Source organism: Massilia eburnea (assembly GCF_009720745.1).
Classification (GTDB): Bacteria; Pseudomonadota; Gammaproteobacteria; order Burkholderiales; family Burkholderiaceae_D; genus Rugamonas; species Rugamonas eburnea.
Genome location: NZ_WNKX01000021.1, coordinates 37,528 through 49,371, shown reverse-complemented (window position 1 = coordinate 49,371; position 11,844 = coordinate 37,528). Strand labels below are relative to the sequence as shown.

14 protein-coding genes are annotated in these 11,844 nt (G+C 64.3%); 10 read left to right on the top strand and 4 right to left on the bottom strand.

Going from position 1 to position 11,844, the window contains the following annotated elements:
• Nucleotides 1–10 precede the first annotated feature (10 nt).
• From GM658_RS22335 to GM658_RS22320, 4 genes are all read left to right on the top strand, one after another.
• The gene (locus tag GM658_RS22335; RefSeq protein ID WP_155456272.1) at nt 11–487 is read left to right on the top strand and encodes a DUF3016 domain-containing protein; all 477 of its coding nucleotides are present in this window, start codon (nt 11–13) and stop codon (nt 485–487) included.
• 70 nt (nt 488–557) lie between these two features.
• Nucleotides 558–932 (top strand): hypothetical protein, encoded by a 375-nt coding sequence (locus GM658_RS22330; protein ID WP_155456271.1) that lies wholly within the window; start codon nt 558–560, stop codon nt 930–932.
• A 9-nt stretch (nt 933–941) separates the two neighbouring features.
• Nucleotides 942–2,078 (top strand): alpha-hydroxy acid oxidase, encoded by a 1,137-nt coding sequence (locus tag GM658_RS22325; protein ID WP_155456270.1) that lies wholly within the window; start codon nt 942–944, stop codon nt 2,076–2,078.
• A gap of 167 nt (nt 2,079–2,245) precedes the next feature.
• Nucleotides 2,246–3,142 (top strand): LysR family transcriptional regulator, encoded by an 897-nt coding sequence (locus tag GM658_RS22320; RefSeq protein WP_155456269.1) that lies wholly within the window; start codon nt 2,246–2,248, stop codon nt 3,140–3,142.
• Nucleotides 3,143–3,152: 10 nt separating this feature from the next.
• On the opposite strand, the gene GM658_RS22315 is transcribed toward GM658_RS22320, so the two are convergent.
• On the bottom strand, nt 3,153–3,332 hold the full coding sequence (locus tag GM658_RS22315; protein WP_155456268.1) for a hypothetical protein: 180 nt from the start codon (nt 3,330–3,332) through the stop codon (nt 3,153–3,155).
• Nucleotides 3,333–3,433: 101 nt separating this feature from the next.
• On the opposite strand from GM658_RS22315, the gene GM658_RS22310 reads away from it, so the two are divergent.
• From GM658_RS22310 to GM658_RS22295, 4 genes are read left to right on the top strand one after another with little or no spacing between them, the layout of a single operon-like run.
• Nucleotides 3,434–3,664, top strand: a complete 231-nt coding sequence (locus tag GM658_RS22310) for a hypothetical protein (protein ID WP_155456267.1) — start codon at nt 3,434–3,436, stop codon at nt 3,662–3,664.
• Nucleotides 3,665–3,676: 12 nt separating this feature from the next.
• Complete coding sequence (locus GM658_RS22305) at nt 3,677–4,054, top strand: response regulator transcription factor (protein WP_155456266.1); 378 nt, start codon at nt 3,677–3,679, stop codon at nt 4,052–4,054.
• Between the two features lies 1 nt (nt 4,055).
• On the top strand, nt 4,056–5,105 hold the full coding sequence (locus GM658_RS22300) for a HEAT repeat domain-containing protein (RefSeq protein WP_155456265.1): 1,050 nt from the start codon (nt 4,056–4,058) through the stop codon (nt 5,103–5,105).
• On the top strand, nt 5,102–6,517 hold the full coding sequence (locus GM658_RS22295) for a glycosyltransferase family 2 protein (RefSeq protein ID WP_155456264.1): 1,416 nt from the start codon (nt 5,102–5,104) through the stop codon (nt 6,515–6,517). Before GM658_RS22300 ends, GM658_RS22295 begins: the two co-directional genes overlap by 4 nt.
• Here GM658_RS22295 and GM658_RS22290 read toward each other — a convergent pair.
• From GM658_RS22290 to GM658_RS22280, 3 genes are read right to left on the bottom strand one after another with little or no spacing between them, the layout of a single operon-like run.
• Nucleotides 6,510–8,663, bottom strand: coding sequence for a sensor histidine kinase (locus tag GM658_RS22290; protein ID WP_155456263.1), 2,154 nt, complete (start codon nt 8,661–8,663; stop codon nt 6,510–6,512). The two genes, GM658_RS22295 and GM658_RS22290, sit on opposite strands and share 8 nt — an antisense overlap.
• Nucleotides 8,660–9,610 carry a D-2-hydroxyacid dehydrogenase gene (locus GM658_RS22285; protein WP_155456262.1) on the bottom strand — a complete coding sequence of 317 codons (951 nt, stop codon included), beginning with the start codon at nt 9,608–9,610 and terminating at the stop codon, nt 8,660–8,662. The genes GM658_RS22290 and GM658_RS22285 overlap by 4 nt, the downstream gene beginning before the upstream one ends.
• Nucleotides 9,607–10,563, bottom strand: coding sequence for a LysR family transcriptional regulator (locus tag GM658_RS22280; protein WP_155456261.1), 957 nt, complete (start codon nt 10,561–10,563; stop codon nt 9,607–9,609). Before GM658_RS22280 ends, GM658_RS22285 begins: the two co-directional genes overlap by 4 nt.
• A gap of 166 nt (nt 10,564–10,729) precedes the next feature.
• Here GM658_RS22280 and GM658_RS22275 point away from each other — a divergent pair, with 166 nt between their 5' ends.
• A complete protein-coding gene (locus tag GM658_RS22275) occupies nt 10,730–10,909 on the top strand; it encodes a hypothetical protein (protein WP_155456260.1) in 180 nt (59 codons plus the stop codon).
• Nucleotides 10,906–11,751 carry an alpha/beta hydrolase gene (locus tag GM658_RS22270; RefSeq protein ID WP_170298918.1) on the top strand — a complete coding sequence of 282 codons (846 nt, stop codon included), beginning with the start codon at nt 10,906–10,908 and terminating at the stop codon, nt 11,749–11,751. Before GM658_RS22275 ends, GM658_RS22270 begins: the two co-directional genes overlap by 4 nt.
• Nucleotides 11,752–11,844 lie beyond the last annotated feature (93 nt).

The following is an 11,844-nucleotide window of genomic DNA, read 5'->3' as shown; positions in this document are numbered from 1 at the left end:
TACTTTAATCATGAACAAGCTCATTCAAGCCAGCGCCGCTGCCGTACTGTTCATCGCTACGGCGAGCGCCTTTGCCGCCGCGACCGTCAATTTCATCAATGTCGACAAGATGACGGACGTGCCGCGCGACTTCCACAAGCGGGAAGATATGCAGTTTGTATTGCGCGAGCACTTCAACCGCTTGTCCGAGCAATTGCCGGCAGGGCAGGTGCTGAAGGTGGACATCCTGGACATCGACCTGGCCGGTGAAGAGTTCCCGCGCGTGTCGGTGCAGGACGTCCGGGTGCTGAAAGGACAGGCCGACTGGCCGCGCATGCACCTGCGCTACAGCATCGAGCAGGACGGCAAGGTCGTCGCCAGCGGCGAGAGCCAGCTCTCCGATCCGGGCTACCTGATGAACGGCAACCGCTACAACACGGACGCCTACCCCTACGAAAAGCAAATGCTGGACGACTGGTTCCGTAAAGAAGTCCTCAAGCGTCACTGAGCTGCATCAAATCCGCACCGCCGTTGCGCGCGCACAATCGTACCTGTGCCTGCTTGACGGAGAAAAGACCATGCCCAAAGATGAAAGTATGGACGTGCGGATCGCCATTCTGGAATCGAAAGTCGATGATTTGCTTGGCAAATTCGAGGAGTTCAAGCGCGACTATGCGACGAAAGCCGAGTTTGCTGATTTGCAGCGTCAGATTGAAGGCATACGTGCCGACGTCGAGCGGCTTGACAGGCGTGTCCAGAGGCTGGAGGAGCGCATCGCCCATCTGGAAGAGCGGATGACTCGACTTGAGCAGCGTATCGAATCGGAATTCAAGCAGGTCGCAACGAAGGCTGAAAGTCGTAAAGATCTCCTCACCTTCGCCCTTGGAATTATCACGATACAAACTGCCATTAACGCGGCGATGATCACGGCTGTGGTGCAATTCCTGCGTTAATATGCAGGAATGACACTCATCACTTGCATTGAAGACCTGCGCCGCCTGGCCAAGCGCCGTGTGCCACGCATGTTTTATGACTATGCCGATTCCGGCTCCTGGACTGAATCCACTTACCGCGCTAATGAAGCTGACTTCCAGAAGCTGAAGTTCCGCCAGCGTGTGGCCGTCGACCTGAACAACCGCAGCCTGCGCACCACGATGGTGGGGCAGGAAGTCGCCATGCCGGTGGCGCTGGCGCCGACCGGACTGACCGGCATGCAGCATGCCGATGGCGAAATCCTGGCCGCGCGCGCGGCGGAAAAATTCGGCATCCCGTTCACGCTGTCGACCATGAGCATCTGCTCGATCGAGGACGTGGCGGCGCACACGACCAAACCCTTCTGGTTCCAGCTGTACGTGATGAAGGACCGCGATTTCATCAACCGCCTGATCGACCGGGCCAAGGCCGCCAACTGTTCGGCACTGGTGCTGACGCTCGATCTTCAGGTGCTGGGCCAGCGCCACAAGGATTTGCGCAATGGCCTGTCGGCGCCGCCGCGGCTGACCCTCGCCAATATGCTGAATATGGCGACCAGGCCGCGCTGGTGCGCCGGCATGCTGGGCACTTCGCGCCGCCAGTTCGGCAATATTGTCGGCCACGCGCAATCGGTATCGGATATGTCTTCGCTCTCGTCCTGGACCAGCCAGCAATTCGACCCGAGCCTGTCATGGAACGACGTGGAGTGGATCAAGAACCGCTGGGGCGGCAAACTGATCATCAAGGGCATCATGGACGCCGAGGATGCGCGCCTGGCCGCCAGCAGCGGCGCCGACGCACTGATCGTGTCCAACCATGGCGGCCGCCAGCTGGATGGAGCACCATCCTCCATCGCCGCGCTGCCGGGCATCGTGGATGCGGTCGGCCAGCAGATTGAAGTGCATATGGATGGCGGCGTGCGCTCCGGCCAGGACGTGCTGCGGGCTGTGGCGCTCGGCGCGCGCGGGGTCTACATCGGCCGCCCCTTCCTCTACGGGCTGGGGGCGCTCGGCGAGGCAGGCGTGACGCGCTGCCTCGACATCATCCGCAACGAACTGGATATCTCGATGGCCTTCTGCGGCAAGCGGGACATCCAGCAAGTCAGCAGGGAGATCCTCCTGCCCTGAACACCAGGCCAGCCAGGAGCTTGCATAACTCTTCAAACACGGTGGGTTTGGTGTTGTTCATTTGCGTTTCCTTTCTGCTAAAGGTCGAAGTAAGCGCATTGTGAACTGTTTCATTGTTGGGATAAATGCTTATAATCGAATTGAATATCCCAAAAATGGAGCAATGAATGGATAGGCTTCACCATATGCGCCTGTTCGTCGAGGTGGCCAAGCGCAAGAGCTTCCGCGCGGCCGCCGAGGCGCTGGACATGTCGAATTCCACCTTGTCGCGCAATATCGCCGAACTGGAAAAGAGCATCGGCCTGCGCCTGCTGCACCGCTCGACCCGCAAGGTGGAGCTGACCGAAGCGGGCGAGGCCTACTTCAAGCGCTGCCAGGGCATCGTGGAAGAAGCGATGAATGCGCATGAAGCGCTGCTGGACTGGTCGGAAAAACCGGCCGGCATCCTGCGCGTAACCATGACCTCCAGTTTCGGCGTGGGCTACCTGGCGCCGGTGCTGATGGAATTCGCCGACATGTACCCGGACATCAAGATGGAATTCGACATTTCATCGCGCACCGTGGACTTGCAGTCGGAACCCTTCGACGTCGCCATCCGCATGGGGCAGCCGCCTACCGCACCGTCCACGCTGGTGGTGCGGCGCATCGCAAACATGCCGCGCTACCTGTACGCCTCGCCGGTCTACCTGGCCAAGATGCCGCCGCTGGAGCATGCCTGCGACCTGGTGCAGCACGTCATGTGCGGGCGCTTTTTCTCGAGCCGCGTGCCCGATATCTGGCGCAAGCTGTATCGCGGCGAGGAGGTGGTGGAAGTGATGGCGCAGGCGCGCTATGCCACCAATAGCGCGGCCCTGAGCATGTCCTTTGCCGCCAACGGCTTGTGCATTTCCGCCCTGGACCCGCTGCTGGTCAAGCACGAGGTGCAGACCGGCCGCCTGCAGCGCGTGCTGCCGGACTGGCATATGGAACCGATCATGGTGCATGCGCTGACCGAGACGCGCCACCTGCCGGCCCGCGCCAGGCTGTTCATCGACTTCCTGCGGCAGCGCCTCGGCGCCGGCTGAATCGCGCAGGCTAGCCGCCGCCGATGCCTTCGATGATGCGGCCGCTGCCGCCGCAGTTGGGGCAGTCCTTGCCGTCCGGCGTCTTGCCGCTGCCGCTGCAGACAGGGCAAATGCCTTCGCCGCTGCCCGGCGTGCCCGGCGCGGCCTGGTCGCCCGGATTCAGTGGGGGCTGGGTATTCGATGCATTCATGGTGCGCTCCTCCTGCCAGCAGGCTGCCAATTTAAATACATTGTGTCCGTTGCCCGCATAACGCATTACAATACTTGCATCGCCCATCAGGAGAATGCGCCATGGCAACGCTGATCCGACACCGCAAGACCCGCATCATTACCCTGGAAGCGGGGGACGACTTGCATGAACATTGCAAGCCGAGAGATATTGCCCTGGTCTCGGACCCGGCAGGATGGTGGACCTACTTCATCGGCGAAGACGGGGCGGTCGAACGCTACGACATTCCCTTCGCCACTTATAACGAAGCGCTGTGGTCAGCCAAGGCCGCCGCGGAATTTGATGCGCAATAATGCTGGAAGCCTATGCCTGATACCTCGATACTGGTAATTGAAGACGACGAACACATTGGCCAAATCCTGACGTTCATCCTGCAGCGGCAGGGCTACAAAACCACTCTTGCGGCCGACGGCCTGGCGGCGCGCAAGGAAATCATGTCCACCAACACGCCGCCATCGCTGGTGCTGCTGGACGTCATGCTGCCTTATATTGACGGTTTCGAGCTGGTGCAGATCATTCGTGCGCAGCAGGGTTGGCAAGAGGTGCCGATCGTCATGCTGACCGCCAAGCACACTGAAAAAGACATCGTGCGCGCACTCGACGAGGGCGCCAACGACTACGTGGTAAAGCCATTCCAGCCCAATGAACTGCTGGCGCGCGTGCGCCGCCACCTGAAGGAATAGTTTGGACTACAGACCGCCTTCTGACATCTACCTGCAGGTCGCATTATGGGCCGGCATTGGTACCATTGTTTTGACCGTGCTGGTCGGGTTGCAGATCGTCTGGCTGCGCTTCTCGATGCGCCGTCTGCAGCGCCGCGAGCAGGCCTTGACGCTGAAATGGCGCCCCCTGCTGAATGCCGCGATCGCCGGCGATGAACTGGCCAACCTGCCCGAACTGGCGCGGCGCGACCAGGTCCTGTTCATCAAGCTCTGGCTGCACCTGCAGCAAGCGGTGCGCGGCGAAGCCAGCGAAGGCTTGAACCGCATCGCCCGCCGCGTGGGCTGCGATGCGTATATGCGCAAGCTGCTGGTGCGCGGCAACCGCGCCGAGCGGCTGCTGGCGACGCTGGCGCTGGGCCATATGCGCGACAAGGCATCCTGGGAACCGCTGGCGCGGGCGGCGCATGCCGCCGACAGTGCCTCCTCCGTGCATGCGCTGTGGGCGCTGGTGCAGACCGATGCAGCACGCTCCGCGCAGGAAATGGCCCCCGTGCTGCTGCGGCGCGACGACTGGCCATTGTCCCAGCTGGCCAATATCCTGCAGAACGTGCGCGGCGAATGGCAGCTGGTGCTGGCCCTGGCCTTGTTGCGCGTCACGCCGGAAGAATTGCCGCAAGCCTTGCGCCTGGTGGCGGCCTTGCGCATCGACCTGCCGCTGGCGCAGCTGAAGGGCTACCTGGCCAGCGACCAGGCCGACGTGGTGCTGGCCGCCTTGCGCCTGGCCCGCTCGCCGGCTGTCCTGGAACAGGTGCGGGGACACCTGGGCAGCGCCGACTGGCGCATCCGCCTGCAGGCGGTGCGTGCGCTGGGCGAACTGGGCGACCGCAGCGACGTCGACCGGCTGCGCGCCTTGCTGTCCGACCCGGAATGGTGGGTGCGCTACCGCGCTGCAGAGGCCTTGCTGTCCTTGCCTTTCCTGACGGAGGCCGAACTGGCCGATTTACGCAATGCGGACGACCGCTACGCCGCCGATATGCTCAAGCAGGTGGCGGCTGAAAGAGAGGTGGCATGAAGCCCGACTCGCTGGTGATCCAGATCTTCACCGTTGGTGTGCTGGTGTACTTCGTGCTGCTGAACGGCGGCTACCTGCTGCTCAATATCCTGGCCATGTTCGCGCTGCGCAAGCGCGCCCAGGAGGCGGTGCTGGACGACCTGCCGCAGGTGTATTCCGCGCTGGAGCCGCCCATCAGCATCGTGGTGCCGGCCTATAACGAGGAGGCCACCATCGCCGCCTCGGTGCGCTCCATGCTGCAGCTGTCGTATTCCGAGATGGAAGTCATCGTCGTCAACGACGGCTCGACCGACCGCACGCTGCAAGTGCTGACCGAGGAGTTCTCGCTGGCGCCTTTCCCCGAGGCGTACCGTATCCAGCTGGAGACCGAGCCGGTGCGCGCGATCTACCGCTCCACGCGCTTCCCGAACCTGCGCGTGATCGACAAGGCCAACGGCGGCAAGGCCGATTCCCTGAATGCCGGCATCAATGCCGCGCGCTACCCGCTGTTCTGCGGCGTCGACGCCGATTCCATCCTGCAGCGCGACAGCCTGCAGCGCCTGGTGCGTCCCTTCCTGGGCGACCCGCAGATGGTGGCCAGCGGCGGCACGGTGCGCATCGCCAACGGCTGCGAAGTGCGCGGCGGCTACCTGACGCGCATCGGCATGCCGCACAATCCCTGGGCCTTGTTCCAGGTGGTGGAATACCTGCGCGCCTTCCTGTTCGGCCGCCTGGGCTGGTCCGTCATCAACGGCATGCTGATCATCTCCGGCGCCTTCGGCCTGTTCCGCAAGGAGACCGTGGTGTCGGTCGGCGGCTATACGCCCGGCTCCATCGGCGAAGACATGGAGCTGGTGGTGCGCATTCACCGCAAGCTGCGCGCGCGCGGCACTCCGTACAAGATTGAATTCGTGGCCGACCCGGTGTGCTGGACCGAGGCGCCGGAAGACCACAAGCAGCTGCGCAACCAGCGCATCCGCTGGCAGCGCGGTTTGTCGGAAAGCCTGAACAGCAACTGGGGCCTGATGTTCAACCGGCACGGCGGGGTAGCGGGCTGGCTGGCGTTCCCGTTCTTCGTCCTGTTCGAATGGCTGGGCGGCCTGGTCGAGATCTTCGGTTATGTGTTCATGGCGGTGGCCTGGTGGCAGGGCTGGATTTCCTGGGATTCGGCGGCCATCTTCTTCTTCGTCGCCATCGGACTGGGCATCCTGCTGTCCGCCTTCGGCCTGTTGCTGGAGGAGCTATCCTTCCACCTGTACCAGCGGCCGGGCCAGCTGTTGATGCTGGCGGTGGTGGTGGTCGCCGAGAATTTCGGGTACCGGCAGCTGAACAGCTGGTGGCGCCTGGTGGGCCTGTTCAAGTGGTTGCGCGGCGGCGAGGCCAAGTGGGGCGTAATGAACCGCAAGGCCGGCTGGCAGCGCGACATCAGCTAACGGCCGGCAGCACCACGTGGAAGGTCGTCCCCTGGCCTTCCCTGGTCTCGAAGCCGATGCTGCCGCCATGCTGTTCGACGATGGCGCGGCAAATCGCCAGACCCAGTCCGGTGCCGCCCTTGATGCGGGTGTCGGAACTGTCGGCCTGGCCGAACTTTTCGAAGACGCGAGCCTGGAATTCCTGCGGGATGCCGGCGCCGTTGTCGCTGACGGACATGCGAATCCCTTCCGGCGTGGCGGCGCAGGCCAGGGTCACGGTGTTGAACTGCGGTGAATACTTGATGGCGTTGGAGAGCAGGTTGACCAGCACCTGGACCAGCTTGTCGCGGTCGCCGCGCACTTTCATGCCGCGCCCATCGCCCTGGCGTTCCAGCGCCACCGGACGCTCGGCAGCGCTGCCGCGCACCGCATTGAAGGCTTCTTCCAGCAGTGGGGCGACGGTCAGTTCTTCGCTGCGGAAATCCATTTTGCCGGCCTCGATCTTTTCGATATCGAGGATATTGTTGACCAGCCGTACCAGGCGTTCGCTGCTCTGGTAGGCAATGTTGACCAGGTGCCGCACGTCCGGCGGCAACTCGCCGGCCGCGCCTTCGATGAGCATGGACAGCGAGCCGCGGATCGAAGTCATCGGCGTGCGCAGCTCGTGGGAAACGGTGGCGATGAACTCGTTCTTCATCTCCTCCACCTTGCGCTGCTCGGAAATATCGTGCAGGAAGGCCGTGAACAAGGCATCGGCGGGGCGGCTGACGCTCGCTTCCACCACCAGCTCAGCGCCGTCGCGCCGGATCAGGGCGAGCTGCACGCGGCGGCCGAAGGAGGCGGCATCGCTGCCGCGGGCGGCGGCCAGGGCGGCTTCCTGCTGCGCGCGGAAGCGCTGCGGCACCATCAGCGCGATATAGCTCTTGCCGACGGCTTCCGCGCGCGTCCAGCCGAACATGCGCTCGGCGGCCGGGTTCCAGTCGCTGATGCGGCCATCGGGATCGGCGGCGATGAAGGCGTCCTGCGCGCTGTCGATGATGGCGCCGATGCGCTGCATGGCTTCGCGCAACTGGCGGGTGCGGGCGCTGACGCGGCCTTCCAGGTTGGCCACCAGTGAGATCAAGGTGCGCGACAGCGCCTGTACTTCGGCGTAGGGCGCCAGTTGCGGCAGTGCGGCGGCCTCGCCCTGGCGGATACGGTCGGCGGCGTCGGCCAGCTGGCGCAGCGGGCGTGCGATGCGGCGCGAGAGCGGGAAGGCCAGCAGCGAGAACAGGGCAGCCATCGCCACGCCCATCCACCAGGCGCGTTCCTGCAGTTCGTGTACCGGCGTCCAGGCGGTGTCGACCCGCTGGCGCACCAGGACCGCCCAGCCCAGGCCGGGGTAGGCGGCGTGGCCGCGCGTGCGCGCGTAGCCAACAAGGTAGTCGACGCCGTCGGACCAGCGTTCGACGCGGTAGCCGGCATGGCGGCCCTGCAGCGGCAAGGTCTTCGCCTCCAGCTCCGGCGGGCCGAGCAGGACCTTGCCGGCGCGGTCGACGATGATGGCCTGCACCTCACGGTGGATGCTGACCGGTTCCATCACCGAACGTTCCAGTTCCCGCGCCCATTGCCACGACAGGTGGGCGCCCAGGACGCCGCTGTCGTCTGCCAGCGGGAAGGCGAGGTCGATGAAGCGCGCCGCGTCCGGGCCGGAGGCCGGCAGCAGCTTGGCCAGCAGCGCCGCATCGTGCACGTCGCCGACGAAGGTGCCGGCCTTGGCGTTGCGGTACCAGGGGCGCTCGCTGACGTCGTGGCCTTCCAGCAGGGTGCCGGTGGCGGCCAGCACATGGCCGTCCTCGCCGGTGACGCCGAGCCAGGCATAGTGCGGGTAGCTGCGCTGGTGCGTTTCCAGCGTGGCGCGGCGGGCGGCGGGCGGGGCGGCGGCGCCCATGTCGGGACGCTGGGCCAGCAGTTGAAGTTCGCGGTAACGCTCGAACATATTGCGATCGAGCTTGTCCGACGCTTGCAGGGCCAGGTCCGAGAGCGCATTGCCGATATCGGCCTTGACCTGGTCGCCGGCGGTGTGGCCGATGATGGCGGCAAGAATGGCGCCCATCAGCATGGCCAGTGCGCAGAAGGCCAGCGCCAGGTAGGTGCCGAGGGCCGCCTTGTAGCGGACGGGCTTCATGCGACGCGGTTGGCCGGACGGCCTGCGATGAAGGCTTCGATATTGTCGATCAGCTGGTCGGCCAGGCCTTGCATGGCTTGGCCGCTGGCCCAGGCCGAATGGGGCGTGAGCAGGAAGTTGGGCAGGCGCAGCTGCAGCAGCGGGTTGTCGGGCACGGGCGGCTCCTTGGACAGCACGTCGAAGCCGGCGCCGGCGATCACGCCGCGCCGCAAGGCGTCGGCCAGCGCAGCTTCGTCCACCAGGCCGCCGCGCGCGGTGTTGACCAGGATGGCGCTTGGCTTCATGCGCGCCAGTTCGTCCGCACCGATAATGTTGCGCGTGGCGTCGGTGAGCGGTGCATGCAGGCTCAATACGTCGGAAGTTTCCAGCAGCTCATCCCAGCTCACGTTGCGTACGTTCGGGTCGTCGCTCGGCGTGCGGGTGTGGACCACGATTTCCATGCCGAAGGCGCGGCCCAGGTGGGCCACCTGCTTGCCCAGGTCGCCGTAGCCCAGGAGGCCCAGGCGGCTGCCGTGCAGGTCGCGGATCGGGTGGTGGAACAGGCAGAAACGCGGCGACTTCTCCCACAGGCCCGCCTCGACGTCGGCGCGATAGGCCAGCAGCTGGCGGCGCAGCGCCAGGATCAGGGCGAACGCATGCTCCGGCACCGCCGCGTGCGCATAGCCGCGGATATTCGATACCGTGATGCCCCGTTCGCGCGCCGCGGCCAGGTCGACGATGTCGGTGCCGGTGGCGGCGACGGCGATCATCTTCAGGCTTGGCAGGGCGGCCAGCGCCTCGGCGCGCAGCGGCACCTTGTTGCTGATGGCGATCGTTGCGCCCTGCAGGCGTTCGATCGCTTCGGCTGCACTGGAGGCCGGGTATTCAGCCCATTCGTGGGCAAAGGCCGGCCGGCGGATGTCGGCGATAATGCTGTCGCGGTCGAGGAAGACAAGGCGTTCGGTCATGCAGTCAGCTCCAAAGGCAGGGCAGGGGCGTTGGCCAGTGGGCGCAGCCGCATCTGGGGGTGGCTGGCCATCAGGTCCGCCACCCATTCGACGAAGACACGCACCTTGGCCGACAGGTGGCGGTTCTGAGGGTACACCACGTGGATCGGCAGCGGGTCGGTAATCCAGTCGTCCAGCACGCGCACCAGGCGGCTGCCATTGCCGCCGTGGTTGTCCAGCTGTACGTCCGTCATCATGATGATACCCAGGCCGGCCAGCCCTGCGGTCAGGTAGGCGTTGGAATCGTTCAGCGCGACCATGCCAGGCAAGGTCATTTCGATGCGCTCGCCGTCGCGCGCGTAATCCCAGTTGTAGATTTTTCCGGTCTTGGACGAAAAATAATTGATGCAGCGGTGCCGTTCCAGATCGCGCGGGTGCGTCGGCGTGCCGAAGCGTTCCAGGTAGGAGGGCGCCGCGCAGGTGACGAAATTGAGCAGGCCGACGCGCCGCGCGATCAGCGTGGAATCGGCCAATTGGCCACCCCGCACTGCACAATCGACGCCTTCCTCGATCAAATCGACGGGCCGGTCGCTGCAACCGAGTTCAAGCTGGATATCGGGGTATTGTTCAAAGAATGAGGGCAGGGCGGGCACCAGGATTTCATTCGACAATCCGGTCGGCGCGTCGACCCGCAGCCGGCCGCTGGGGCTCAGGCGGGTGCGTGACAGCGATTCCTCGGCATCCTTGACGTCGGCCAGGATGCGCAGGCATCTTTCATAGTAGGCAGCGCCGTCGGCGGTGACGGATACCTGGCGCGTGGTCCGGTGCAGCAGCTTGACCGCCAGCGCGGTTTCCAGGCTGGCCACCAGGGTGGAGACGGTGGCCTTGGGCAGTTGCAGGGTTTCCGAGGCGCGCGTGAAGCCCCCGGCGTCAACCACCTGGACAAAGACTTCCATTGCTTGCAGCTTATTCATGAGTCCACCCCATTGTTCGAGATTCTGAACAATCAATTCAACATTAGTGTATTTTTCTTATTCTAGTGGAAGTTTATTATTACCGTATTGCAGCATGAAAAAGCTATTGACCTTCCCGCGATGGGAAAGATTACAGTGGCTTCGGTAACAGAGAAAAGGAGCAGTCATGAGTAACCGGGATGGATTCTTTGCAATGGTATCGCTGGCGCTGGGCGCGATCGCCCTGGCAGGCGTCCTGTATACCGATGAATACTCTTACGGCGCGCAGGTAGGCTTTGGCGCGGCGCCGGCGCACACCTTGCTGGCATCGGCCAGCGGCCACGCCTCCGCGGAGGCGAAAGAGTGACGGCGCAGGCGCCGGCGGACCTGAAGATCCGCGAACTCGAAGTGCGCGGGGCCCAGGGGCCGCTCGCCGCACGCCTGTACCTGGCCGGGAATCCGTCCGCCAAGCGCGACGCGCTGATTGTCTTCTTCCACGGCGGCGGCTTTGTCGCCGGCGACCTGGAGGAGGCGGACGAATTCCTGCGCCACCTGGTCACTTGCAATCCTGGCCACGTGATCCTGGCGACCAATTACACCCTGGCGGCCGTCAGCCCGTTCCCGGCTGCGGTGGAAGACGCCCACGCCGTGCTGGCCTGGGCCAAGAAGAACAAGAGCAAGCTGGCCTGGAGCGGCAAGCAGCTGCTGACGGCCGGCATCGAGGCCGGCGCCAACCTGGCGGCAGTGTCGGCGCTGATGGCGCGCGACCGCGGCGGCCCGGCGCTGGCGGGCCAGATCCTGATCATGCCGATGCTCGATCCTGGCCTGAGCACCTGTTCCATGCGCGAGCTGCCGAACTGCCCGGACAAGATGCAGGTAGCGAATACCTGCGCCGCCGCCTACCGCGGCTACCTGCCGAATGCCGCCGACCGCGCCCACCCTTACGCGTCGCCGCTGCAATCGAGCCGCCTGAAAAATTTACCGCCGGCCCTGATCCTCTCGGCCGAAGACGACCCGCTGAGGGACGAAGCAGAACAATACGGGGCGAAACTGATCGCCTGCGGAGTAAAGACAACAGTCAGACGCATGCCACCGGCGCCACTGCAGGAGCCGGGAGCCAGGAATGAATGCGCGTGCAGGGGCTTTGCGTTGAAAGAGATGGCCAGTTTTATCAGCGCCATCGACGGCCCGGAACAGCCGTCGGCGTAAAGCCGGTTTACCAAAAAACAGTCGTTAAAAAATAGTGCCTGCGAGGCACATGGGCTCCTTTTTGCCAAATTTTATTACTCTCACCCCCAAGAG